Genomic DNA, 24,636 nt, shown 5'->3' with positions numbered 1-24,636 from the left:
CATCCCCGGGACTGTCCAGGGGCATGGCGGCGGCGCAACGGCATGGGGAGAACCCATACCGCCTCAGGCGGTGTGGAACTCGCTCAGCGCATATCCCTGCATGTACAGCAGCGCGGTGAGGTCGCCGTGGTCGATGCGCACGTGGGCTGCCGCCGCCACCGCCGGCTTGGCGTGATAGGCGACGCCGATCCCCGCCTCCTGCAGCATGGCGAGGTCGTTGGCGCCATCGCCCACCGCCATGGTCTCGGACGGGGCGAGGTGCATGCGGTCGCGCAGCTCCTCAAGGGCGGCGAGCTTGGCGTCGCGGCCGAGGATGGGCTCTTCCACCGCGCCGACAAAGCGGCCATCGTCGATGAGCAGGATGTTGGCCCGATGCTCGTCGAAGCCGATGCGCTCGGCGATGGCGCTGGTGAACACGGTGAAGCCGCCGGAGACCAGCGCCGTATAGGCCCCATTCGCCTTCATGGTGCCCACCAGCTCGAGCCCGCCGGGGGTGAGCTTGATGCGGTCGCGCAGCACATCGGCCACCACGCCGGCAGGCAGGCCGCGCAGCAGCGCCACCCGCTCGCGCAGCGCCGGCTCGAAGGCGATCTCGCCGCGCATGGCCCGCTCGGTGATGGCGGCCACATGGGCCTTCACACCCACGAGGTCGGCCAGTTCGTCGATGCATTCCTGCCCGATCATGGTGGAATCCATGTCGGCGAGGAAAAGCTGCTTGCGCCGGGCAGCCTCTAGCTGCACCACCACGTCGATGGGCGCATCCCCGAGGGCGGCGCGCACGGCATCGGCCAGTTCCCGGGCATCGGTGCCCAGCGGCGGGGCGAAATGGATATCCACGGCCACGTCGGGGGCGAGCACCAGCGCTTCCTGCGCCTCGGGCAGCACCGCGCGCGCATCGTGGATTGCCTCCCGGGTCAAAGCCGGGGCAGATGGGTTTGAGATCAGCGTCGCGACATAGGCCATGGCAGGATCGGTACTCGAACAGGGGAATGGGCCGCAGGCGGTGCTCATCGCAGGTCCCACCGCCAGCGGCAAGTCGGCCCTCGCGATGGCGCTCGCCGAGCGACTCACGGGCATCGTTCTCAATGCAGATTCCATGCAAGTCTATGGCGATCTTCGGGTCCTCACGGCGCGGCCGACCGTCGCGGAGGCCGCGCGGGTGCCCCACGGCCTCTACGGCCACGTGGATGCGGACACCGACTATTCCGTGGGCCGCTGGCTCGCGGACGCCACCTGCGCCCTCGCCGCCGCGCGAGGACAGGGCCTTGTGCCGATCTTCGTCGGCGGCACCGGCCTCTATTTCCGCGCGCTGACACAGGGCCTTGCCGAAATCCCGCCGGTGCCGGAAGCGGTGCGGATCGAGGTGCGCGGCGCGGCGGAGGACCTCGACAGCGCCGCCCTGCATACCCGCCTTGCGGACATGGACCCGCAGACCGCCGCCCGCCTCCAGCCGAACGACCGCCAGCGGGTACTGCGGGCACTGGAGGTCATCACCGCCAGCGGACGCTCGCTTTCGGACTGGCAGAAGGATGCGCCGCGCCCGGTGCTGGATGCCTTCCGCTGTGTGCGTCTCGTGCTGGAGATGGACCGCGCGGTGCTGCGCCAGCGCATCGATGCGCGCTTCGAGGCCATGATGGCGGACGGCGCGCTGGAGGAGGTTCGGGCGCTGGCGGCGCGCCGGCTCGATCCCGCTCGCACGGTGCTCAAGGCCCACGGCGCCCCGGCTCTGACCCGTCATCTCGCCGGCGAGATGACGCTGGACGCCGCCATCGCCGAGGGCCAGAGCGACACCCGCCGCTACGCCAAGCGGCAGGAAACCTTCTTCCGCCACCAGATGGCGGACTGGCCCCGCGCCACGCCGGAGACGGCGCTGGATGCATTGCTTGGCATGATCAAGCACCCCACGCCCTGAGGCGGCAGCAAGGGCTCAGCGGCCTTCGGGGGGCGTCCCCTCCCCTTCCGCCAGAAGCCGCTTGAAGTGGGCCTCCTCGTCGGCGGAGAGGCGCTGGGGCGCGACCGCGCGGCGACGCTTCAGGCCGAAGACCGCGGCAAGCGCCCCCAACACCAGCACCAGCACCGGCGCCGCCCACAGCAAAGCGTTGCGCCAGGACATGACCGGGCGCAGCAACACGAACTCGCCGTAGCGCGCCACCATGAAGTCCATCACCTGCCCGTCGCTGTCCCCCGCCTTCAATCGCTCGCGCACGATGAGGCGCAGGTCCTTGGCGAGCGGGGCGTCGGAATCGTCGATGGACTGGTTCTGGCAGACCATGCAGCGCAATTCGGCCGAGATGGCGCGGGCGCGACTTTCCAGCACCGGATCGCCCAGCACCTCGTCCGGCTGCACCGCAAGGGCGGGCAGCGCGAAGCTGGCGACGAGGAGAAGGGCGGCGAGGAGGCGGCGCATGCCCATCACTCCGCCGGCACCGCGGCGCGGGGGCGCTTGGTGGCGGGGCGGGGGGCGCCCACGCGCAGGCGGCGGTCGGCCAGCGAGAGCGCGCCGCCGAGCGCCATCACCACCGCGCCGAGCCAGATCAGCGTCACGAACGGCTTGTAGGTGGCGCGCATGGAGATGTGGCCGTCCGGGCTCTCCTCGCCCATGCTCACATAGAGCTGGCTGAGGCCGAAGGTGCGGATGCCGGCTTCGGTGGTGGCCATCTGCCGGGCCGCGAACATGCGGCGGGAGGCCTCGATGGTGCCCTGCGGCTCGCCGTCCTCGCGGATGGAGAACACCGCCGTGCGGGCGCGGAAATTGGCCCCGGTGCGGTTCTCCAGCCGGTCGAGGGTGAGGCTGCGGGCGCCGATGGTGACGGTGTCGCCGAGCTTCACCGAGGCGATCTTCTCCAGGCTCCAGCCGGTCTCGCACACGATGCCGAGCAGGCACACCCCGACACCGAAGTGGGCGATAGCGGTGCCATAGGCGGAACGCGGCGTCCCGGCAAGGCGCGCCAGCGCCACCCGCGCCGTCACCCGGCCGAGGCCCGCGCGCTCGGCGATGTCGGTGAGCGCCCCCAGCATGATGAACACCGCGAGCCCCACCGCCAGCGGCGCCAGCACCGGCCCGCCCGTGGTGGCGGCGGCGATGACCACCGCGGCCACCACCGCGAGGGCGGCGGCCAGCATCAGGCGCTGGGCGACGCCCATGAGGTCGCCGCGCTTCCAGGCCAGCAGCGGGCCGAACGGCATGGCGAACACCAGAGGCACCATCAGCCCGCCGAAGGCGAGGTTGAAATAGGGCGGCCCCACCGTGATCTTCGCCCCCGTCAACGCCTCCAGCGCCAGCGGGTAGAGCGTGCCCACCAGCACCGCAGCCGTGGCGGCGGTGAGGAACAGGTTGTTGAGGACGAGGGCGCCTTCCCGCGAGATGGGCGCGAACAGCCCGCCCTGCTTCAGCTCCGATGCGCGGAACGCGAACAAGGTCAGCCCGCCGGCGATGAAGAAGGTGAGGATGGCGAGGATGAACACGCCCCGCGCCGGATCGGTGGCAAAGGCGTGCACCGAAGTCAGCACCCCCGAGCGCACCAGGAAGGTGCCCACCAGCGACAGCGAGAAGGCGAGGATGGCGAGGAGAATGGTCCACACCTTCAGGGCGTCGCGCTTCTCCATCACCACGGCGGAATGCAGCAGCGCGGTGGCCGCGAGCCACGGCATGAGGGAGGCGTTCTCCACCGGGTCCCAGAACCACCAGCCGCCCCAGCCCAACTCGTAATAGGCCCAGTAGGAGCCCATGGCGATGCCCAGCGTCAGGAAGATCCAGGCGGCCAGCGTCCACGGGCGCACCCAGCGCGCCCAGGCGGCGTCGATCCGCCCCTCGATCAGCGCCGCGATGGCGAAGGCAAAGGAGATGGAGAGCCCCACATAGCCGAGATAAAGCAGCGGCGGATGGATGGCGAGGCCGGGGTCCTGGAGGATGGGGTTGAGGTCACGCCCCTCCGCCGGCGCCGGCACCAGGCGCGCGAACGGGTTGGAGGTGAACAGGATGAACGAGAGGAAGGCCGCCGCCACCGCGCCCTGCACCGCCAGCACCAGCGCCTTCAGCCGGTCCGGCAGGTTGGTGCCGAACAGCACCACCAGTGCGCCGAAAAAGGCGAGCACGAACACCCACAGGAGCATGGAGCCCTCGTGGTTCCCCCAGGTAGAGGTAACCTTGTAGATGAGCGGCATCTGGGAGTGGGAATTCTCAGCCACGTTCACCACGGTGAAGTCCGAGGTGACGTAGAGCTGCACCAGCGCGCCGAAGGCGAAGGCGATGAAGCCGAACAGGGCCAAGGCGATGGGCCCGGCCGAACTCATCAGCACCGGGTCGTTGCGCCGGGCGCCCCAGGCCGGCAGCACCACCTGCGCCAGCGAGAGGGCGAAGGCGAGGGCGAGGGCGTACTGGCCGATTTCCGCGATCATGGCTCAGCTCCCCGGCGCGCGCTGGACGGGCGAAGCGGTGCCGGGCGTGGGGCCTCCTTCCTGCCAGCGGCCCTGCTTCTTCAGGGCGTCGGCCACCTCGCGGGGCATGTATTTCTCGTCGTGTTTGGCGAGCACGCTGTCGGCCTTGAAGCTGCCGTCGCTCTGGAGCGCGCCTTCGGCCACCACCCCCTGCCCTTCCCGGAACAGGTCCGGCAGGATGCCGGAATAGGCCACCTTCACCGCGGCGTTGCCGTCGGTGACCTTGAAGGTGGTGACGGTGCCGGACTTGACGACGCTGCCGGTCTCCACCAGCCCGCCGAGGCGCAGGCGCGCGCCGGGGGCCACCTGCTGCTGCGCCACTTCCGTGGGCGAGCGGAAGAACACGATGGTGTCGTTGAGGGCGGACAGGATGAGCCCCGCCGCGAGCGCGAGCACGCCGAGTCCTGCTCCGATGAGAACCAGCCGCCGGCCTTTGCGCGTCATCCTTTGTCTCCCGGTCCCGTCCTTGCCGCGAGCTCCTTCTCGGCGGCATCGAGCCGCCCGAGAGCTTCTGCATTGTCCTTGAAGGTGGCGCGTGCCGTTTTCAGGGCCTCCGCCGCCTTGTCCTTGTCGCCGAGCACGCCATAGGCCCGCACCAGGCGCAGCCAGCCCTCGATATCGTTGGGCTCGGTGGAAAGCCGCTCGGCGAGACGGGCCACCATGCCACGAACCATGGCGTTGCGCTCGTCGGTCGACAGGGAGGCAGCCGCCGCCACATCCGCCGCGGCGGGACCGGGCTGGACGGGCGCACCTGCAACCGGGGCCGCCGGAGCGACCCCGCCCACCCGTGCGAGGGCGGCCGCCACCATGGGCCGATAGGGCGCGTTGGCCGGCGTGCGGGCGAGCAACTGGCCCCAGATCCGCGCCGCATCCTCGGCGCGGCCGTCCTGCTCGGCGGCGAGGCCGAGGAAATAGGCCGAGCGCGGCTCATTGGGGTCGAGGGCCAGCGCATCGGCGAAGGCGCGGGCGGCATCGGCGGTCACGAGGCCGTCGGAGGCGACCACCAGCGCTTCGCCTCGGGACGAATGGCGCACGGCGGAGGGACCGAGGATGCGGATGGCCTCGGCATAGGCGCGGGCGGCATCCTCCGGCCGCCCAATGCGCAGGTAGACCGGCGCCAGGATCTCGTATCCGGCCCCGTCATTGGGATTCTTCTGGAGATGCTCCTCCACCCGCCGCACCAGGATGGCCACGTCGCTGCGGTCGGGCGCCGCCGTCAGGCGCTCGGCCAGCGGCGCGCCGGGAAGCCGGGGGGAGCCGAGCCTCCCATAGAGGCCGGCCGCGAAGACGGGCACGAACAGCAGCGCGAACACGGCGGCAGCGCGACGACGCCGTGTGACCTGGCGCGCGACGCGAGCCGGATCCTCGATCGCGGCCGCCTCCTGCGCGGAATCGGCCGCGAGCATGCGCCGCGCCACCTCGATGCGCGCGGCTTCCGCCTCCGCCTTGGGCAGGCGGCCGGACTTGGCGTCGCGGGCGATCTCGGCGAGCTGGTCGCGATAGACCGCAAGGTCGGCATCATGCGCGCCCCGCGCGGCGCGGACGCGCGACAGGGGCCACAGCACGGCAAGCGCCGCGAGGGCGGTCATGAGCGCAAAGGCTGCGAACAGGGACAGTGAGATCATCACCTCAGAGCCGTTAGCGGGTGAAAGGATGGCTGCATAGGCCACATGCCGTCCCAGCGGCGCGGAGCCGCAGGGTGCGCTCCGACTTGTGATCGGCCCCAAGGGCACGGCGGGCACAATCGACTTCGCACAGCCGATCCGGTACACCAACCCTTACCGCGCCGCATCATGCAGTGCAGCGGAGCACCATAGGACGCGCGAGCGCGCGCCACGGGACCAACGGAGCGTCGGCCATGGGCCTCTTCGACAATATGGTGGGTGGTATCCTGAGCAATATGCTGAGCAAGGCCGGCACCGACGGCGCCGGCAGTCTGCTGGAGACCGTGCTGAACGGCCCCATGGGGCAGATGCTGCCCGGCCTGCTCAACTCCGCCTTTGCCAAGACCCCCTTCGGCAGCCTCGACGGCGTGCTGGAGCAGCTCCAGCACGCCGGTCTCTCGGATGCGGTGGCGAGCTGGATCTCCAACGGCCCCAACGCCCCGGTCAGCGCCGAGCAGATCACGGCGGCCCTGGGCGCGGACCGGCTGGGAGAGGTGGCGACCACCCTCGGCCTCTCGGCGGACCAGCTGCCGGACCTTCTGGCGCAGCACCTGCCCACCATCATCGATCGCCTGAGCCCCGAGGGCGTACTGAACGTGCCGGGACGCTGAGTTCGTAGCGCCGAACCCGCGCCAAGCTCGCGCGATTTTCGGCGGCGCGTTATAGAGTGGGGCTGAGGAAGACAGACATGAGCGGCGATGCGCGGGCGCGGGGGCGCCGCCGGACCCGCTGAACCGAGCCCGAACCGTGACCGAGCGCGAACCGACCGACCCCAAGGCCCGCGACGAAAAGGCCCGCGACGACAAGCGCCCTAACGAGGTGCGCCTCGATTCGGCTCGCCCCGGCCCGGCGCGTTCCTCCTTCGGCACGCGCCTGCGCGGGTTGATGCTCGATTTCGACGCCCTGCTCGACAGCGGGCTGTTCAGCCTCGGCGCACGCACCCGCCGGGCGGTCTCCGCCTATGCGGCCTTCACCGAGCGGTTCAACCTCACCGGCGTGTCTCGCTTCGCCGCCGGCATGGCCTCCGAGGGCCTGACCCTGTCGCTGGCCGGCGCGCTGGTGATGCTGGCGCTGGCCATTCCGGCCTTCCGCGAGACCTCCGACGACTGGCTCAAGCGCACCGAACTCGCCGTCACCTTCCTTGATCGCTACGGAAACACCATCGGCGAACGGGGCGTGAAGCAGAACGACACGGTGCCGCTGGAGGACATTCCCGACAACCTCATCAAGGCAACGCTGGCCACCGAGGACCGGCGCTTCTACGAGCACTGGGGCATCGATGTCGCCGGCACGTTCCGCGCCGTGGTCACCAATGCGCGGGCGGGCGGCGTGCGGCAGGGTGGCTCCTCGCTCTCCCAGCAGCTCGCCAAGAACCTGTTCCTGTCCAACGAGCGCACCATCGAGCGCAAGATCAAGGAGGCCTTCCTCGCTATCTGGCTGGAGGCGCGGCTGACCAAGAGCCAAATCCTGAAGCTCTATCTCGACCGCGCCTATCTCGGCGGCGGCGCCTACGGGGTGGACGCGGCGGCGCGCTATTATTTCGGCAAGTCGGTGCGCGAGGTAAACCTCGCCGAGGCCGCCATGATGGCCGGCCTGTTCAAGGCGCCGTCCAAATACGCCCCCCACGTCAACCTGCCCGCCGCCCGAGCCCGCGCCTCCACCGTGCTCGACAATCTGGTGGATGCCGGCTTCATGACGGAAGGCCAGGTGTTCGGCGCCCGCCGCAACCCGGCCACCCCGGTGGACCGCCGCGACGACGACGTGCCGGACTTCTATCTCGACTACGCCTTCGGCGAGGTGAAGAAGCTGGTGGACCAGCTGCCTCCCTCGGTGGTGGAGCGCAACTTCATCGTGCGCACCGGCCTCGACCCCAACATCCAGAAGGTGGCGGACGCGGCGCTGGAGACCTCTCTCGCCGAGTTCGGCCGCGACTACAAGGTGAAGCAGGGCGGCATCGTGGTGATGGAGCCCAACGGCACCCTGCGCACCATGGTGGGCGGGCGCGACTATGGCGAGAGCCAGTTCAACCGCGCCACCGACGCCCTGCGCCAGCCCGGCTCCTCCTTCAAGCCCTTCGTCTACACGGTGGCGCTGATGAACGGCTTCAAGCCGTCCACCATCGTGCAGGACGCGCCCATCTGCCTCGGCAACTGGTGCCCGCAGAATTACGGCCGCTCCTACATGGGGTCCATCACCCTGAAGACGGCGCTCCAGCATTCGCTGAACACGGTGGCGGTGCGCCTCGCGGAGAAGTTCGGCCGCAAGAAGATCGTCGATCTCGCCCACCAGATGGGCATTCGCACCCAGCTGCCCATCAGCGCGCCGCTGCCGCTGGGCGCCGCCGAGGTGACCCTGTTCGACATGACCACCGCCTATTCGGTGTTCGCGAACGGCGGCAAGAGCGTCTATCCCCACGCGGTGGTGGAGATGCGCGTCGGCAATGGCGAGGTGGTGTGGCGCTTCGACCGCGACGCACCCAAGAGCGTGCAGATCATCCCCACCCAGCAGCTCTATGACATCAACGACATGCTGAACAACGTGGTGGAGAACGGCACCGGCCGCCGCGCCCGCCTCGTCAATTCCAAGGTGGCGGGCAAGACCGGCACCACCAATGCCTATCGCGATGCCTGGTTCATGGGCTTCACCGGCAATTATGTGGCTGGCGTGTGGTTCGGCAACGACGACTATGCCGTGATGAACAAGATGACCGGCGGCACCCTGCCCGCCATGACCTGGCAGAAGGTGATGGCCTATGCCCACCAGGGCATCGAGATCAAGCCGATCCCCGGCGTCACCACGCCGATCCCGAAGCTGGACGAAACGCCGGCGACCATGACCGTGCCGGGCCTTGAGACCGAGCGGCCGATCACCCTCTCCCCGCGCGCGGCGGAACGGCTCGCGGCGCTGGAGCGCATGCTGAAGGAGGCCGAGGTGCGCCTCACCGACGCCACCCCCGCCACGGCGCCCCAGCCGACAGCCCGCGCTACCAGCCCCGCGGTCCCCGGTGCTGCTCCCATGCCCGCCCCGGTGCAGCGCAACTGAGCACAGGCCAAACGGCGCATCGCGTCCCGGACCAGCGACGGCGCAGCCGGAGCGCCGAGCCGGGACCCAGCGCAGCAGGCAATCGGGTGTCCCGGGAAGCGCCTGCGGCGGAGTCCTTGCACCGCGCTGCGCTTCGTTGCAGTCGGCCGGGGCACGGATGGCTGACGCCCTCAGCCCTCTTCGCCCGGCCCCTTCGGCATGCGCCAGACGCCGTAGCGCCAGAAGCGATACCAGCGCGCCTCCGCCGGCAGGCAGCTAGGCACCGGGTCGTAGCCGTGCCCGCCCCAGGGATTGCAGCGGCAGATGCGGGCGGTGGCCATCACCGAGCCAGCGAGCGCGCCATGGCGCATCACCGCCTCCTCCGCATATTCCGAGCAGGTGGGCAGATAGCGGCACTGGCGGCCCATGAAGGACGACAGGGTGTAGCGATAGAACAGGATCGGCAGGCGCATCACATGGCGCGGTAGCCTCGCGATGAAGCCCGCCACTCCCGGCTGCGCCGCGCTGGCGTCCACCGGTCTGCCCCCTGCCCGTTCCCCGCCCATGTGGTTCCTGTTGCCTCAGATTCGCCATGGTGAACGGCGCTGATGAATGCCATCCAATCCCACAAACGTGGCCGGGCCGTGTTGGTCCCGGCGACCGCCACGGCTCCGCCCTGCGGAGGTAAACCCGTGACAAGCGATCCTGCCTCAACCGCCGCGACCGAACCCGCTGCGTCCACCGCGCCGCTGGCCTTGGTGGTGCGCGCCCTCGCCTTCGCGACGCTGCGCCACACCGACCAGCGCCGCAAGGGTCGGCGCGCCCAGCCCTATGTCAACCATCTGGCGGAGGTGGCCCTTCTCGTGAGCGAAGCGACCGGTGGGCAGGACGCCGCCCTGGTCGCCGCCGCCCTGCTCCACGACGTGGTGGAGGACCAGGATGTGACCGCCGCCGAGATCGAGGCCACCTTCGGGTCCGACGTGGCGGCCCTCGTCATGGAGGTCACCGACGACAAGGCCCTGGAAGCCGCCGAGCGCAAGCGCCTGCAGGTGGTCCACGCCCCGCATCTGTCCGCCCGCGCCAAGGTGCTGAAGCTCGCCGACAAGACCGCGAACCTGCGTTCGCTGGCCGAGGACCCGCCGCAGGACTGGGCCCCCGCCCGCGCCCGGGCCTATGTGGAATGGTCCCGTGCCGTGGCGGAGGGCCTCGCCGGCGCCTGCCCGGCGCTGGAAGCCGCCTTCGATCAGGCCGCGGAGGAAGCCATCGCCGCCATCGATACCCGCGCTGCGCAAAGCACGGCAGGCTGAGGTCTCAGCTGGTCGCGGAAGCGGCTTCGCCGGCGAGCTGATCCTTGGCGGCGCGCGCGGCCTCGATCTGGTCGATGGCGTCCACCACCGCGTCGAAGGTGAGCATGGTGGAGGCGTGGCGGGCCTTGTAGTCGCGCACCGGCTCCAGCACCTTCAACTCGTCCCAGCGGCCGTCCGGGTGCGGGCCATTGTCGCGCAGCATCTTCCACATGGCCTCGCGCACCGCGCGCAGTTCCGCCGTGCTAGCGCCGATCACATGGCGCGCCATCAGCGAGGAGGAGGCCTGGCCGAGGGCGCAGGCGCGCACCTCGTGGGCGAAATCCGCCACCCGGTCGCCGTCCAGCACCAGATCCACCGTCACCGTGGAACCGCACAGGCGCGAATGGGCCTTGGCGCTCGCCTGCGGCGCGGCAAGCCGGCCGATGCGCGGGATATCGGCGGCGAGGGCGAGGATGCGGGCGTTATAGACGTCGTTGATCATGGGCGGCTTCCCCTGCCCTCGGGGGGCGGGTCGGTTGCGAAGGACGGGCGGCGCGGGCATGCGCCCTGCCGGCTCAAGCTTCTTATATAGCCTCGGGAGCAACGGGCGGAAGGGCGGCCGGCGCACGAGCCGTGCACGGCATCGCGACACCTCCGCCCGGCGCGCCGCCCTTGCGAAAACGGGCATTCGGCCCCATCATAATTCTAGGTCCGGCTTTTCGGATCTCGGAACAGGATACGGACGGCAAAGCCGCCGCCGGATAAACCGGCGGGGCGCGGTTTGAGCGACACCGCGCATGCGTAGCCGACGACCGGTGACACTCCCGCTTCCACGGGTTGGCCCTGATGGGCGCTGCCGGGAGCGGGTCGAACGGAGTTGGGCATGGACGCGGTTGTGAAGTTGTTCAAGGCGCAGGCCGAGAACGAAGAGCGTGAGCGCAAGCTCAAGGCGGCAGCCAAGGCTGCCTCCAAGGTTGTGGCGCGGCCGGATGGCGCGCCCCCGGTACCCAAGGTTCATCCCCCGCTGCCGGATGGCACCCCTCGCCCCTCGCGGCAGGAGGCGGAAGCCGCCGTGCGCACCCTGCTCGCCTATATCGGCGAGGACCCCGCCCGCGAAGGCCTGCTCGACACGCCGAAGCGTGTGGTGAAGTCCTATGACGAGCTGTTCTCCGGCTATGGCGAGGACAGCGAAGAGTTGCTGGAGCGCACCTTCGGCGAGATCGGCACCTTCGACGATTTCGTGCTGGTGCGCGACATTCCCTTCCACTCCCATTGCGAGCACCACATGGTGCCGTTCGTGGGCAAGGCGCATATCGCCTATTTCCCGGTCGAGCGGGTGGTGGGCCTGTCCAAGATCGCGCGGGTGGTGGACATCTTCGCCCGCCGCCTGCAGACGCAGGAGCACCTGACCTCGCAGATCACCACCACCCTCGACGAAGGCCTGCGCCCGCGCGGCGTGGCGGTGATGATCGAGGCCGAGCACATGTGCATGTCCATGCGCGGCATCACCAAGCAGGGCGTCTCCACCCTCACCACCCAGTTCACCGGCGTGTTCCGGGACGACCCGGCCGAGCAGGTGCGCTTCATCACCCTGGTGCGCTCCAAGTCTTGAAAACAGGTCCTGAAGGCGGGTCCTGACCGCAGGTCCTGACTTAGGGCACAGTTGACATTCACATTTCATCGGGGCGTTCCTGCCATGCGGGGACGCCCCGTTCCGTTCGATGAGAGACCATGAGCTCCGAGACCACACCCGCCTTCGCCTTCCCCGCCGCCGGCAAGGGCGCGGCGCTGGAGGAGGACACCATCCTCTCCCCCCGCTTCGACGCCAACGGCCTCATCACCTGCGTGGCGGTGGATGCCGGGACCGGCGAGGTGCTGATGCTCGCCCACATGAATGCGCAGGCCCTCGCCCTCACCATCGAGACCGGCGAGGCGCATTATTTCAGCCGCTCCCGCGGCAAGCTCTGGAAGAAGGGCGAGACCTCCGGCCACACCCAGAAGGTGCGGGAGATGCGCATCGACTGCGACCAGGACGCGGTGGTGATCAAGGTGGAGATGGGCGGCACGGGCGCTGCCTGCCACACCGGTAGGCGCTCCTGTTTCTACCGCACGGTACCGTTGGGCGTGACGCCGTCGGCCGAAGTGCGGCTCGCCTTCACCGGCGATGCGCCGCGCTTCGATCCCGCCGCCGTCTACGGCAAGGACGGCCACGGTCACGACCACTAGAGCGTTTTCCGCTCGCCCTTACCCGCGGGAATCGCTCTAGACTGTTGTTTCAACGCATTTTCTTCACGCGAACCGGTGTCCACTTCGCTCGAAAATGCTTTTAAACGGTAAAACAGCGCCACGCTTCCGACACCGGAAATTAGTAACCTGCTGCCAGGCTCTGGAGCACGCGCCGATCCTGCCATCGCAAGCGGGGCGGACACCGCGTTCTCTGTCTCGAGGTTCAGGGACGGATTTACCGATCAGCCTGGTTCAGGCTGATCGGACCCGGCTCCAGGAGGCGCGCATGTTCCAGTCCCTCCACTGGCGCTCGACCCCGGCGGCCGCCCCCGAAGCGGCCGGCCCGGAAACCGCGTCGCCGACGCGCTCTCCCCCCGGCTCCCCCCCGAAGCCCCCCGGCGCCACCGACGACGGCGCGCCTCCCGATTTCGGCACCCCCGCCCACCGGCCCATACGAGACCGCGACCGGGGTCGCCCCGCCATCGGCATCGCGCTGGGCGGCGGCGCGGCGCGGGGCTTTGCCCATATCGGCGTGCTGAAGGTGCTGCGGCAGGCGGGCATCCACCCCGCCGTGGTGGCCGGCACCTCCATCGGCGCGGTGGTGGGGGGCATCGCCGCCGCCGGAAAGCTCGACGAACTGGAAGAGTGGGCGATCAGCCTCACCAAGCGCAATGTACTGGGACTGCTGGATTTCGCCCTGGGCGGGGCGGGCCTTATAGGCGGCCGGCGGCTGGTAGAGCTGATGCGCCGGAACGTGGGCGAGGTCTCCATCGAGGACCTGCCGGTGGTGTTCGCCGCCATCGCCACCGAGCTGGGCACCGGCCACGAGATCTGGCTCACCCGCGGCGATTTCGTGGAGGCGATCCGCGCCTCCTACGCCCTGCCCGGCATCTTCACCCCGGTGAAGGTGGGCGGGCGCTGGCTGATGGACGGGGCGCTGGTCAATCCCGTCCCGGTCTCCGCCGCCCGCGCCATGGGGGCGCGCATGGTCATCGCGGTGAATCTCAATGCCGACGTGTTCGGCCACGGCACGGTCATCCAGGACCATGGCGGCGTGGTGGAGCGGGTGGCCGAGGCGGCGCTGGGAGAGAAGAAAGAAGGCATCGCCGCCATGCTGAGCCCGGAGCGGCTGAAGCGGCAGTTCTTCGCCGGCCACGGCAGCCACGCCAGCGACGGGCCGCGCGGGCTCTCCACCGTGATGATCGACGCCTTCAACATCACCCAGGACCGCATCGCCCGCTCGCGGCTGGCCGGCGACCCGCCCGACATCATGCTCTCCCCCAAGCTCGGGAAAATCGGCCTGTTCGAGTTTCCCCGGGCACGGGAAGCCATCGCCGCCGGGGTCGAGGCGGCGGAGCGCGCGCTCCCCGACATCCAGGACGCCATGGTGGCGTTGGGCGCCTGAAGGGGCGGCCCCGCGAGCCATGCGCCGGGCGCGGTGAACGAGCGCGCGCCGACGGCTCATATCAATGGCCCGTGAACTTTGCTCATGAGCCATTGGTCAAGCCCGCGCGGCGCTTGAGCGTGCCCACTTGGCCTCGGTCGCCGACCGAGGCCGATGGTATAAGGTGGCGCATTGTCGACCCACGAAAGCACAGCGATGTTCTACGAGCCCGCCAAGCGCAATCACGGCCTGCCCCACGCGCCGCTGAAGGCCATCGTCGCCCCCCGGCCCATCGGCTGGATCTCCTCGCTCACCCCGGACGGGGTAGCGAATCTCGCGCCCTATTCCTTCTTCAACATGATCAGCGAGACGCCCGCCCTCGTCATGTTCTCGTCCCAAGGCGCCAAGGACAGCCTCGCCAACATCGAGGCCACCGGCGAGTTCGTGTGCAACCTTGCCACCCTCGACCTGGTGGACAAGGTGAACCTCACCTCCGCCCCCGTGGCCCGCAACCTCAGCGAGTTCGACACCGCGGACATCGCCCGCGCGCCGTCGCGGCTGGTCAAGCCGCCCCGCGTCGCCGCCGCGCCCTGCGCGCTGGAATGCGTCTATGTGGAGACCTTCCGCCCGCGCGGCCGCGACGGGGTGGAGGCCAACGCCTACATGATCATCGGCGAGATCGTCGGGGTCCATATCGACGATGCCGCCATCATCGACGGGCGGGTGGACATCGCGGCGCTGAAGGTGATCGCCCGCTGCGGCTATCTCGACTACGCGCCGGTGGACCGCCTGATCGAGCGCGAGCGCCCGCCCGGCGGCGGCATGGACATGAAGGCCCGCGCCCCGGTGGGGTGAGGCGTTCTCACTTCTTCCACCCCTGACACAGCATGGCTCGCTCAGTCGGCGCGTAAATGACGATATCGGGCCGGAAGCGCTCCAGCACTCCCGTATCGAAGCGGCAGGCCGCGTGGTGCGCCCAGACATAGTCAGATGCGCGCGAGAGCATGAGCGCGAGCCAAGGGTCGAACGTAAACGAATCGCCTAGGACCAGGATCCGCGGCCCCGCGTGACCGCTGCGGTAGGCCCGGTTCTTGAAGCCTGGCGGAAGGTAAATATCCGTCGTGGGAGATGGGAGGATCATGCCGGGCAGCGGCTCTAGCGCCGGCGGCAGCACCATCGGCCCTTTGGGCGGGTACTGAACGTCCGGCACCGTCGGCTCCCTTCTGCCGGATATGCGCTGGAGGTCGCCCGAGTAAATGAGCTCGGCCGGTTCGAGCGCGTCGACCGGATCGGCCTCGAGATCAGGTCGGCCGACGGCTGCCATGACCGCGTTGAACGCGAGCAGCGCGCCGCGATGATTCCAATGCGTGTCGTAGCGCAGATGCACGGGGCCGGTCTTCTGAGCCTCAGCAAAGATGGGACGCACATCCACAAAGGTCACGCCGCGGTGACGCAGGGCCTCGGCCATCAGATCATATTCAGTTGGTGTCCTGATCAGACGGCGCGCATAGGCCGGAAGGTCTTTGGCATTTGTGGTGTGCCCATTGGGAGCGACCACGACGGCGAAAGACCCGCCCATAGCCGTCACCGTGTGGGACAGGTGCTCCAGGAAATCCGCCGTCTTGCGTACCGCATCCTGCCGCACCAACTGGCCGATGGATTGCTCCAGAGCCTTGTCTTCGTTGAGGAAGAGTGTCCCGTGCTCGCCCTCCACCACACGGTTGCTCTGGCTGTCGCCGATAAAGCGCACGTACGAGCGGTTCGCCCCCAGCACCGCGCCGCGGAAGCCGAAGGTATTGTTGATGTAGGGGTCGAGGCGGCGTGCCGCGTCTTCCCACCAGCGCGCCTCCGGCGCCAGCACCGTGCGCATGGGCGCCGGCACGTCCGGAAGGAAATGGCCGAGAGCCGGCAGCAGCAGGATGCCCACGAAGATCGCGGCCCACCAGCGGCGGAAGGACATCAGCAGTGGCATGGTCTGTCCCCCTGCAAAAGCATTTTCGAGCGAAGTGGGTACCGGTTCGCGTGAAGAAAATGCGCCAAACGAAAAACTCTAAAAGCGGAAATAGAGGAAGGGCGAATAGGTCGCCGCGCCCACCGAGAGGACGCACAGGGCGAACAGCGCCCACACCACCAGCGTATCCACCGTGCCGAACAGGGCAAGGCGCACCCTGGGACTGAGCGCCCGCGCGCCGGGGCGCGGCAGGCCGAACATGGCGAGCGGCCAGGCCAGCACCATGATGACCATGGTGACGGGCTTCAGCGTCACCTGCAGCTGGGCGGCGAGCGGGCCGACGCCGTTCAGCCCCACCAGTCCCTCGAACAGCTCCATGGCGGCGGGCAGCGTATCGGTACGGAACCAGACCCAGCCGGACAGCACCACCAACAGCACATAGGCGTGGGACACGAGCCGCGGCGCCTTTCTCAGCGCGGCGCCGAAGCGGGTGCGCTCCAGCACCAGGAAGGTGCCGTGGTGGATGCCCCAGATCACGAAGGTCCAGCTCGCCCCGTGCCACAGGCCGCAGAGCAGGAACACGGTCCACAGGTTCACCGCCGTGTGCACATGACCCGCCCGGTTGCCGCCCAGCGGAATGTACACATAGTCGCGGAACCAGTTGGACAGGCTCATGTGCCAGCGCCGCCAGAAGTCGCTGATGGAGCGCGAGCCATAGGGCAGGTTGAAGTTGCGCGGGAACTTCAGCCCCATGGCGATGGCAAGGCCGATGGCCATGTTGGAATAGCCGCCGAAGTCGAAATAGATCTGCAGCGCATAGGCGGTGAGGCCGAGCCACGCCTCGCCGAGATTGGGGTGGGGCGTGTTGTCGAACACGGCGGCGACCACGGGCGCCACCTCGTCGGCGATCAGCACCTTCCACGACAGGCCGATGATGAAGATGCGCAGGCCCGCCGACACCCGCCCGAGCGTGGTGCGCCTCGTGTGGATCCGGTGCTCGATGGTGGAGTAGCGCACGATGGGGCCGGCCACCAGCTGCGGGAACATGGTGATGTAGACCGCGATCTCCTCGAACCGCCCGTTGGCCCCGGCTTTCCGGCGGTAGACGTCCACGAGGTAGGAGATGGCGTGGAAGGTGAAGAAGGAGATGCCCAGCGGCAACGCCGGATGCACCACCGGCAGCGCGACGCCGAGGGGATCGAGCAGCACGTTCAGGTTCTGCGCCAGGAAGCCGGCATATTTGAAGGCGATGAGGCCGCAAAGGTTGGCGGCCACGGCCAGCGCCAGCATCCTCAGCCGCCAGCGCTCGCTGCGCTTGTCGATGAAGAGGGCGAACAGGTAGTTGCCGACGATGGAGACGGCGAGCACCGCCACGTTGGCAAGGCCGCCCCAGGCATAGAAGACCAGCGAGAAGGCCAGCAGGACGAGGTTCTTCGCCCGGACGCCCGGCGTCGCGAAGTAGCACAGCAGAAACGCCGGCAGGAAATAGAAGAGGAAGGTGACCGAGGAGAAGACCATGGACCGCCGGAAGCCGTTATGCCCTTTTTGACGCGAGCACGCGGGAGCGCTCGACACATCTGGACGGAAGCCCTTCCGTCCGGCCGCCTCTAATACACGAATTGCTCGCGCAGGATACGCTCCTCGAGCCCGTGGTCCGGATCGAACAGCATGTCGATGGAGGAGGAGGCATCGAGCCGGGCCGAGACGGCGATGATGTCGCGCACCTCGAAATGGTCCGCCGCCGCGCTCACCGGACGCTTGTCGGCCTCCATCACCGCGATGTCGATGCGCGCCTTGTCCGGCACCAGCGCCCCACGCCAGCGGCGGGGCCGGAACGGCGAGATGGGGGTGAGCGCCAAAAGCGCCGTGCCCAGCGGCAGGATCGGCCCGTGGGCGGAGAGGTTGTAGGCGGTGGAGCCGGCCGGCGTCGCCACGATGACGCCGTCGCAGATCAATTCCTCCAGCCGCACCCGGCCGTCGATGGAGATGCGCAGCTTGGCCGCCTGGTAGGTCTGGCGCAGCAGCGACACCTCGTTGAAAGCCGGCGCCCGGTGGCGGGTGCCGCTGGCGTCCACCGCCTCCATGATGAGGGGATGGATGGTCACCTGAAGGGCGGCGGTGAGGCGCTCCACCAGCCCCTCTTCCCGGTAGGTGTTCATGAGGAAGCCCACCGAGCCGCGATGCATGCCGTAGATGGGCAGGCCGCGATCGCGGAAGCGGTGCAGGGCCTGCAGCATCAGGCCGTCGCCGCCGAGGGCGACGATGACATCCGCCTCCTCCTGCTCCACCGCGCCATAGCGCGCCATCAGGCGCTCCCGCGCGGCCTCCGCCTCCGGCGTCTGGCTGGCGACGAAGGCGATCCTGTTGAAGCGGCGGGGAGCTTCGCTCATGGGTGCGGCGGCCTGGTCGGCATCCGGCGCTGAGCGCCGGGCACGCGGGGAATGGGGTTTGTGGTCTAGCGGCCCGGCCGCCGTCTGTCGAGGCGTCGGCACGGGCGGATGCCATGTCCGGCCAGTCGCCTTCGCCGCCGGCCACGCATCGGCTATGAAGTGCCGCCGGATCGGGAGAAGACCATGCAGCAGCGCCTCGTCTACACCACATTCCCCTCGCGCGATGCCGCGGAAGAGGTCGCCCGTGCGCTGGTGGAGGCGCGGCTCGTCGCCTGCGCCAACATCCTGCCGGGCATGGTCTCGATCTTCCGCTGGGAGGGGCAGGTCGAGCGCGCGGACGAGGTGGTGATGATCCTGAAGACCACCGCCGCCCGCGCGAGCGATGTGGTGGAGGCGGTGCGCGCCCGCCATCCCTATGAGATTCCAGCCATCCTGGTGCTGCCGGTGGAGGGCGGGCTTGCCGCCTATCTCGGCTGGATCGGCGCCGAGGTGGCGGATGCACCGGCCTGAGGCGGAAGCCCCGCGCTACGAGCCCCGCCGGCTCACAGCACCGGGCGCCAGTAGACCGGGATGTAGCGGAAGCCCTCGCCGTCCTTCTCCAGGTGCGCGGCGCCGGGGAAGGGGAAGTGATAGCCGGCCACCTGCGTGCGCTCGGCGGCGAGCCGCTCATAGGTCTTGCGCCGCACCTCCTGCGCCATCACCGGGTCCATGTCGAACACCGCGTGCCAGGTGGGATTGCGCACGAACAGCGCCGGCAGGTTGGTGATGTCGGACTGGATGAAGAGGGCGTCCGATCCCGAGGCGAGTGTGAAGGAGGTGTGCCCCGGCGTGTGGCCGGGCGTGCCCACGGCGGTGAGGCCGGGGGCCAGCTCCTTGTCCCAGGCGTAGCGCTCCACCTTGTCGCCGAACGGCTGGAACACGCGGCGCACATTCTGGAAATTGGGCTTCAGGCCGTCGGGGGCGCGACTCATCTGGCCCTCGTCCATCCAGAACGCCCATTCGCGCGCCGGCACGCTCACCTGCGCATTGGGGTAGGCCGGCGCGCCCTCCGGGGTGAGGAGGCCGTTGATATGGTCCGGGTGGAAATGGGAAATGATGACGTGATCCACCGTGGCCGGATCGACGCCGATACCGGCGAGGGTAGAGCGCACCTGCCCTACCGGACCCGGCTTGCCGCCGTTTCCGGTATCCACCAGCACGCGCTTGCCGCCCATGTCGAGCAGCAGCACGGTGAAGGAGATGGGAACCTCGTTCTCCGGCAGAAAGGCCGCCTTCAGGGCAGCGTTCACGGCTTCGCGGGGCTGGTTGCGCACGAAGGTGTCGGCCAGGGGAATGGTGCGCATGCCGTCGGACACGGCGGTGACCACCACGTCGCCCACCTTGTAGCGATAGGCGCTCGGCACCTGCCCGGCCTGCGGCGCGGCGGCAGCGGGCGCGGCCGGAGGAGTCTGTGCATGTGCCATTCCGCTTCCTGCCACAAGGCCGCCGGCCAGTGTGCCGGCACCCGCGAGCATGGCGCCCGTGGCACCGGCCGTTCCGGCCAGAAGGGTCCGCCGAGAAACCTCGGTCATCAATCTCTCCTCGCTGCATGAAGACGAGGGGAGATTAGGCAGGCGGTATCGCAAGGTCGATGCCGCAGCGGCATTTCGCTCTCACATCGCCGCGAGCAGAAAGGGCCGGCCCGCGCAAACGGACCGGCCCTTTCAAACCACGGATTGTGCGGGACGGATGCGCCTCAGCGCACCGGCGGGGCGTACTGGATGCCGCCCATGCTCCACAGCTGGTTGATGCCACGCGGAATGCCGAGCTTGGAGGCGGCGCCCACGTTGCGCTCGAAGCTCTCGCCGTAATTGCCCACCGCCTTCACGATGCGCACGACGAAATCATTAGTCACGCCCAACTGCTCTCCGTAATTGCCGTCCGTGCCCACGAGGCGGCGCACTTCCGGCTTCTTGGATGCGAGCGCCGCATCGATGGTGGCGGTGGAGACGCCGAGTTCCTCGGCGTTGATCGTGGCGAAGATGGTCCACTTGACGAGGTTGAACCACTGGTCGTCGCCCTGGCGCACCACGGGGCCGAGGGGCTCCTTGGAGATCACGTCGGGCAGCACGATGTGGTCAGCCGGCTTCGCCATGGTCAGGCGCAGGGCATAAAGCTGCGACACGTCCGTGGTGAGGGTGTCGCACTTGCCCTCTTCATAGGCCTTCACCAGGTCGGTGCTGGTGGGCAGGGTGACGAGTTCCAGCGTCATCCCGTTGGCGGCGAAATAGTCCTTGGTGTTGTCCTCGGCGGTGGTGCCGGCCTGGACGCAGACCTTGGACTTGTCCAGCTCCAGGGCGGACGTGACCTTGCGGGAGTCGCGCACCAGGAAGCCCTGGCCGTCATAATAATTGATGGCGGTGAACAGCAGGCCGAGCTTGGCCTCGCGCTCCAGCGTCCAGGTGGAGTTGCGCGAGAGCACGTCGATCTCGCCCTTGGAGAGGGCGGGGAAGCGCTCGTCCGCCGACAGCGGCACGAACTTCACCTTGCTCGGGTCGTTGAAGATGGCGGCGGCGAGGCCCCGGCACACATCCACGTCGAAGCCGGTCCACTTGCCGGAGGCGTCGGGCGCCGAGAAGCCGGGCAGGCCCTTGGACACGCCGCAGACCAGTTCGCCGCGGTCCTTCACCGTCTTCAGGGTCTGCGCCGAGGCCGCCGTTGCGGCAAGCGCAAGGGTGGCGCCGGCGAGAAGCGCCAGGATCGTCTTCATGAATGCCCCCAGTGAGAAATAAGGAGAAAAAGGACCGCCCTCAGAGGGCGGCCTGCTGGCGCACGACGACCTTGGTACCCACGGGCACGCGGCCGTAGAGGTCGATGATGTCGCTGTTCACGAGGCGGAAGCAGCCCGAGGACACGGCAAAGCCGATGGTCTGCGGCTGGTTGGTGCCGTGGATGCGGTAGACGGTACCGCTGATGTAGAGCGCGCGGGCGCCCATGGGGTTGCCGGGGCCGCCGGCCATGAAGCGCGGCAGGTAGGGCTGGCGCTGGATCATCTCCGCCGGGGGGGTCCAGTCGGGCCACTCGGACTTGCGCTCGATGCTCTTGAGGCCGGACCACTGGAAGCCGTCGCGACCCACGCCGATGCCGTAGCGCATGGCGCGGTTGTCGCCCTGCACCAGGTACAGGAAGCGCTCGTTGGTGTGGATGACGATGGTGCCGGGCTTCTCGGTGGTACGGAAATACACCGGCTGGCGACGGAAGGCGGGGTCCATCTGGGCGTAGTCGTCCTGCGGCGCCTCGAGGCCCGGCTGGTCGTCGATGTCCATCACGGCGCCCGGCGCGCCGCGCGGGCCGATCTGGGCGCTGGCAGCGGAAGCGAAGGCGAACACGCCGACCTGGAGCAGGGCGGCGAAGGTCAAGGTCTTGAACGTGGATGGCATCATGCCGGCCTCTCTTTACGCGTCCGAGGGCGAATCCGCCCTTTTGACAGCGGTGACACGTGAATAGGTCGGAAGCGGGGCAGGACATTCCGCTCCGTGGCCAACCCATTCCCCTCCCCGGCGTGAACCGCCCTGCCCCCGGTCCGGACCCGATCCATCAGGTCCGGTCGGACGACGCCGGCATGGCGAACACTCACGACCCCGCTCACGGGATTAGCCGAGGCCGCGCGCGAGGAAAAGGGGGATTGCGGCCCGGGCAGTGCAGCATTTTCCACCCAAAGCGTTGCCGAACGGTATCCACCTGGGCACATCCGCGTGAACACTGCCCGCCAGCCCCCTCAATCCCCCGTTCTGGACGCGGGCACCCGCTCTCGCTTAAAAGACCCGCGTGACCATGAAAAGACGCCTACCTGCGTGGTCCGCAGGAGTGGGCGGCAAGGAGTTGCCTCATGATTTCCCTGACCTTCCCCGACGGCGCCAAGCGCGACTATGCCGAGGGGACGTCCGGCGCGGACATCGCCGCCGCCATCTCCAAATCCCTGGCCAAGAAGGCGGTCGCCGTCACCCTCGACGGCGCGCTCACCGACCTTTCCGAGCCCATCACCCGCGACGCGAAGCTGGAGATCGTCACCCGCGACGACCCGCGCGCGCTGGAGTTGATCCGCCACGACTGCTCGCACGTCATGGCCGAGGCGGTGCAGGAGCTGTGGCCGGGCACGCAGGTGACCATCGGCCCGGTGATCGAGAACGGCTTTTATTACGACTTCGCCCGCAATGCCCCCTTCACCACCGAGGACCTGCCGGTCATCGAGAAGAAGATGCGCGAGATCATCGCCCGCGACCGGCCCTTCACCAAGGAAGTGTGGACCCGCGACGAGGCCAAGCGCGTGTTCGCCGCCAAGGGCGAGGGCTACAAGGTCGAGCTGGTGGACGCCATCCCCGCCGACCAGGACGTGAAGATCTACAAGCAGGGCGAGTGGTTCGACCTCTGCCGCGGCCCGCACATGCCCTCCACGGGCAAGATCGGCACCGCCTTCAAGCTGATGAAGGTGGCCGGCGCCTATTGGCGCGGTGATTCGAACAACCCGATGCTCACCCGCATCTACGGCACCGCCTGGCAGGACGAGAAGGAGCTTGCCGCCTACATCCATCGCCTGGAGGAGGCGGAGAAGCGCGACCATCGCCGCCTCGGCCGCGAGATGGATCTGTTCCACTTCCAGGAGGAAGGCCCCGGAACGGTGTTCTGGCACCCCAAGGGTTGGACCCTGTTCCAGGAGCTGGTGGCCTACATGCGCCGGCGCCTGAAGGCCGACTACAGCGAGGTCAACGCCCCGCAGGTGCTCGACGCCTCTCTTTGGGAGACCTCCGGCCACTGGGGCTGGTACAAGGAAAACATGTTCAAGGTGCAGTCCGCGGGCGACGAGACCAAGGACGAGCGCGTGTTCGCCTTGAAGCCCATGAACTGCCCTGGCCATGTGCAGATCTTCAAGCATGGTCTGAAGAGTTACCGCGATCTGCCTCTGCGCCTTGCCGAATTCGGCGCGGTGCATCGCTACGAGCCGTCCGGCGCGCTGCATGGCCTCATGCGCGTACGCGGCTTCACCCAGGACGACGCCCACGTCTTCTGCACCGAGGAGCAGATGGCGGCGGAGTGCCTGAAGATCAACGACCTGATCCTCTCCACCTACGCCGATTTCGGCTTCGAGGAGATCGTCGTGAAGCTCTCCACGCGCCCCGAGAAGCGCGTGGGCTCGGATGCCGTGTGGGACCACGCCGAAGAGGTGATGACCCGCGTGCTCGGCCAGATCGAGGCCGCCTCGGGCGGGCGCATCAAGACCGGCATCCTGCCCGGCGAGGGCGCCTTCTATGGCCCCAAGTTCGAATACACCCTGAAGGACGCCATCGGCCGTGAATGGCAATGCGGCACCACCCAGGTGGACTTCAACCTGCCGGAGCGGTTCGGTGCCTTCTATGTGGACGCGGACGGCCAGAAGAAGACGCCGGTGATGATCCACCGCGCCATCTGCGGCTCCATGGAGCGCTTCACCGGCATCCTCATCGAGCATTTCGCCGGCCACTTCCCGCTGTGGCTCGCCCCCACCCAGGTGGTGGTGGCCACCATCACCTCGGATGCGGACGACTATGCCGCCGAGGTGGCGGAGCTGCTGAAGGCGGAAGGCCTGCGCGTGGAACTCGACGTGCGCAACGAGAAGATCAACCTGAAGGTGCGCGAGCACTCCCTCGCCAAGGTGCCGGTGCTGCTGGTGGCGGGCAAGAAGGAGGCGGCCGAGCGCACCCTCTCCATCCGCCGCCTCGGCTCCAACGCCCAGACCGGCGGAACGCTGGACGAGGTGGTTGCGGCGCTGGTGGATGAGGCGGTGCCGCCGGATCTCAAGCGCAAGGCTCTCGCCAAGGCCCAGCAGGCGGCGTGAGCACGTTGAACGCGAATGGAAAGGGCGGGTGGCTCAGGCCTCCCGCCTTTTTCTATGGGGCGTCCTGAGGGGCCGGGCGTCGGCCTATTTCTTGAGGTTCGCGATGTAGGCCGCAAGGTCCGTCGCGTCCGCGCGCGTCAGGGAGACCTGCGGCATCTGCGGATGCGGATTCGCCAGCCGCGACACCAGCCAGTCGGCGCTCACACCGCCGTCCCGTTCGGCGATGGCGAAGAAGGTCGGCGCGTCGCTCGCGGCGCTCTGGGGCTGGGCGCCCACCACATGGCAGTTCGCGCACAGGCCGGTGGCGAGCACCCGGCCGGCCTCGGGATCGCCGGCTCGGGCGGCAGCGACAGGCCCGGACAGCAGCAGGAAGGCGAAGGCGGCTCCCGGCAGAAGCCGGGCGGCGGACTTGAGCACCATGGTCGT

24 protein-coding genes are annotated in these 24,636 nt (G+C 68.8%); 10 read left to right on the top strand and 14 right to left on the bottom strand.

Going from position 1 to position 24,636, the window contains the following annotated elements; translation table 11 throughout:
* Window positions 1-63 precede the first annotated feature (63 nt).
* Complete coding sequence (serB, locus tag FZ033_RS08845) at window positions 64-963, bottom strand: phosphoserine phosphatase SerB (protein ID WP_149575776.1); 900 nt, start codon at window positions 961-963, stop codon at window positions 64-66.
* Here serB and miaA point away from each other — a divergent pair.
* Window positions 962-1,912 carry a tRNA (adenosine(37)-N6)-dimethylallyltransferase MiaA gene (gene miaA / locus FZ033_RS08840; protein WP_149575775.1) on the top strand — a complete coding sequence of 317 codons (951 nt, stop codon included), beginning with the start codon at window positions 962-964 and terminating at the stop codon, window positions 1,910-1,912. The two genes, serB and miaA, sit on opposite strands and share 2 nt — an antisense overlap.
* A gap of 15 nt (window positions 1,913-1,927) precedes the next feature.
* On the opposite strand, the gene FZ033_RS08835 is transcribed toward miaA, so the two are convergent.
* From FZ033_RS08835 to ccmI, 4 genes are read right to left on the bottom strand one after another with little or no spacing between them, the layout of a single operon-like run.
* A complete protein-coding gene (locus FZ033_RS08835; RefSeq protein ID WP_149575774.1) occupies window positions 1,928-2,407 on the bottom strand; it encodes a cytochrome c-type biogenesis protein in 480 nt (159 codons plus the stop codon).
* Between the two features lie 5 nt (window positions 2,408-2,412).
* The gene (locus tag FZ033_RS08830; protein ID WP_149575773.1) at window positions 2,413-4,398 is read right to left on the bottom strand and encodes a heme lyase CcmF/NrfE family subunit; all 1,986 of its coding nucleotides are present in this window, start codon (window positions 4,396-4,398) and stop codon (window positions 2,413-2,415) included.
* Between the two features lie 3 nt (window positions 4,399-4,401).
* Window positions 4,402-4,881 carry a cytochrome c maturation protein CcmE gene (gene ccmE / locus FZ033_RS08825; protein ID WP_149575772.1) on the bottom strand — a complete coding sequence of 160 codons (480 nt, stop codon included), beginning with the start codon at window positions 4,879-4,881 and terminating at the stop codon, window positions 4,402-4,404.
* Window positions 4,878-6,053 carry a c-type cytochrome biogenesis protein CcmI gene (gene ccmI, locus FZ033_RS08820; protein WP_149575815.1) on the bottom strand — a complete coding sequence of 392 codons (1,176 nt, stop codon included), beginning with the start codon at window positions 6,051-6,053 and terminating at the stop codon, window positions 4,878-4,880. The genes ccmE and ccmI overlap by 4 nt, the downstream gene beginning before the upstream one ends.
* A gap of 242 nt (window positions 6,054-6,295) precedes the next feature.
* Here ccmI and FZ033_RS08815 point away from each other — a divergent pair, with 242 nt between their 5' ends.
* On the top strand, window positions 6,296-6,712 hold the full coding sequence (locus tag FZ033_RS08815; RefSeq protein WP_210247873.1) for a YidB family protein: 417 nt from the start codon (window positions 6,296-6,298) through the stop codon (window positions 6,710-6,712).
* Between the two features lie 136 nt (window positions 6,713-6,848).
* Window positions 6,849-9,143: a transglycosylase domain-containing protein gene (locus FZ033_RS08810; protein ID WP_149575770.1), complete on the top strand. Its 2,295-nt coding sequence runs from the start codon at window positions 6,849-6,851 to the stop codon at window positions 9,141-9,143.
* A gap of 170 nt (window positions 9,144-9,313) precedes the next feature.
* Here FZ033_RS08810 and yidD read toward each other — a convergent pair whose 3' ends face one another.
* Window positions 9,314-9,658, bottom strand: a complete 345-nt coding sequence (gene yidD, locus FZ033_RS08805) for a membrane protein insertion efficiency factor YidD (protein ID WP_408068471.1) — start codon at window positions 9,656-9,658, stop codon at window positions 9,314-9,316.
* 156 nt (window positions 9,659-9,814) lie between these two features.
* On the opposite strand from yidD, the gene FZ033_RS08800 reads away from it, so the two are divergent.
* A complete protein-coding gene (locus FZ033_RS08800) occupies window positions 9,815-10,429 on the top strand; it encodes an HD domain-containing protein (protein WP_149575768.1) in 615 nt (204 codons plus the stop codon).
* Window positions 10,430-10,433: 4 nt separating this feature from the next.
* Here the strand turns inward: FZ033_RS08800 and FZ033_RS08795 are convergent, their stop codons facing one another.
* Window positions 10,434-10,910, bottom strand: coding sequence for an iron-sulfur cluster assembly scaffold protein (locus tag FZ033_RS08795; protein WP_149575767.1), 477 nt, complete (start codon window positions 10,908-10,910; stop codon window positions 10,434-10,436).
* Window positions 10,911-11,291: 381 nt separating this feature from the next.
* Between FZ033_RS08795 and folE the strand changes: the two genes are divergently transcribed.
* From folE to FZ033_RS08775, 4 genes are all read left to right on the top strand, one after another.
* Window positions 11,292-12,020, top strand: coding sequence for a GTP cyclohydrolase I FolE (gene folE / locus FZ033_RS08790; RefSeq protein WP_149575766.1), 729 nt, complete (start codon window positions 11,292-11,294; stop codon window positions 12,018-12,020).
* Between the two features lie 119 nt (window positions 12,021-12,139).
* Window positions 12,140-12,634: a phosphoribosyl-AMP cyclohydrolase gene (gene hisI / locus FZ033_RS08785; RefSeq protein WP_149575765.1), complete on the top strand. Its 495-nt coding sequence runs from the start codon at window positions 12,140-12,142 to the stop codon at window positions 12,632-12,634.
* Between the two features lie 286 nt (window positions 12,635-12,920).
* Window positions 12,921-14,039, top strand: coding sequence for a patatin-like phospholipase family protein (locus FZ033_RS08780; protein WP_149575764.1), 1,119 nt, complete (start codon window positions 12,921-12,923; stop codon window positions 14,037-14,039).
* 195 nt (window positions 14,040-14,234) lie between these two features.
* Window positions 14,235-14,873, top strand: a complete 639-nt coding sequence (locus FZ033_RS08775) for a flavin reductase family protein (protein WP_149575763.1) — start codon at window positions 14,235-14,237, stop codon at window positions 14,871-14,873.
* Window positions 14,874-14,880: 7 nt separating this feature from the next.
* Here FZ033_RS08775 and FZ033_RS08770 read toward each other — a convergent pair whose 3' ends face one another.
* From FZ033_RS08770 to FZ033_RS08760, 3 genes are all read right to left on the bottom strand, one after another.
* On the bottom strand, window positions 14,881-15,990 hold the full coding sequence (locus FZ033_RS08770; protein WP_149575762.1) for an alginate O-acetyltransferase AlgX-related protein: 1,110 nt from the start codon (window positions 15,988-15,990) through the stop codon (window positions 14,881-14,883).
* A 78-nt stretch (window positions 15,991-16,068) separates the two neighbouring features.
* Window positions 16,069-17,487: an MBOAT family O-acyltransferase gene (locus FZ033_RS08765; protein ID WP_149575761.1), complete on the bottom strand. Its 1,419-nt coding sequence runs from the start codon at window positions 17,485-17,487 to the stop codon at window positions 16,069-16,071.
* A gap of 89 nt (window positions 17,488-17,576) precedes the next feature.
* Window positions 17,577-18,359, bottom strand: a complete 783-nt coding sequence (locus FZ033_RS08760; protein ID WP_149575760.1) for an NAD kinase — start codon at window positions 18,357-18,359, stop codon at window positions 17,577-17,579.
* A 183-nt stretch (window positions 18,360-18,542) separates the two neighbouring features.
* On the opposite strand from FZ033_RS08760, the gene cutA reads away from it, so the two are divergent.
* A complete protein-coding gene (gene cutA / locus FZ033_RS08755) occupies window positions 18,543-18,869 on the top strand; it encodes a divalent-cation tolerance protein CutA (protein WP_149575759.1) in 327 nt (108 codons plus the stop codon).
* Between the two features lie 32 nt (window positions 18,870-18,901).
* Here cutA and FZ033_RS08750 read toward each other — a convergent pair whose 3' ends face one another.
* The 3 genes from FZ033_RS08750 to FZ033_RS08740 all read right to left on the bottom strand — a co-directional run bounded on the left by FZ033_RS08750 (window position 18,902) and on the right by FZ033_RS08740 (window position 21,781).
* Window positions 18,902-19,930, bottom strand: a complete 1,029-nt coding sequence (locus tag FZ033_RS08750) for an MBL fold metallo-hydrolase (RefSeq protein ID WP_149575758.1) — start codon at window positions 19,928-19,930, stop codon at window positions 18,902-18,904.
* A gap of 164 nt (window positions 19,931-20,094) precedes the next feature.
* Complete coding sequence (locus FZ033_RS08745; protein ID WP_149575757.1) at window positions 20,095-21,108, bottom strand: amino acid ABC transporter substrate-binding protein; 1,014 nt, start codon at window positions 21,106-21,108, stop codon at window positions 20,095-20,097.
* A 40-nt stretch (window positions 21,109-21,148) separates the two neighbouring features.
* Complete coding sequence (locus FZ033_RS08740) at window positions 21,149-21,781, bottom strand: L,D-transpeptidase (protein ID WP_149575756.1); 633 nt, start codon at window positions 21,779-21,781, stop codon at window positions 21,149-21,151.
* A 446-nt stretch (window positions 21,782-22,227) separates the two neighbouring features.
* On the opposite strand from FZ033_RS08740, the gene thrS reads away from it, so the two are divergent.
* Window positions 22,228-24,210, top strand: coding sequence for a threonine--tRNA ligase (gene thrS, locus FZ033_RS08735; protein WP_149575755.1), 1,983 nt, complete (start codon window positions 22,228-22,230; stop codon window positions 24,208-24,210).
* Window positions 24,211-24,294: 84 nt separating this feature from the next.
* On the opposite strand, the gene FZ033_RS08730 is transcribed toward thrS, so the two are convergent.
* Window positions 24,295-24,630 (bottom strand): c-type cytochrome, encoded by a 336-nt coding sequence (locus tag FZ033_RS08730; protein WP_149575754.1) that lies wholly within the window; start codon window positions 24,628-24,630, stop codon window positions 24,295-24,297.
* Between the last annotated feature and the right edge of the window lie 6 nt (window positions 24,631-24,636).

The sequence above is a fragment of the Xanthobacter oligotrophicus genome, from assembly GCF_008364685.1.
GTDB classification, from domain to species: domain Bacteria; phylum Pseudomonadota; class Alphaproteobacteria; order Rhizobiales; family Xanthobacteraceae; genus Xanthobacter; species Xanthobacter oligotrophicus.
This window is presented reverse-complemented; position numbering and strand designations above follow the sequence as displayed.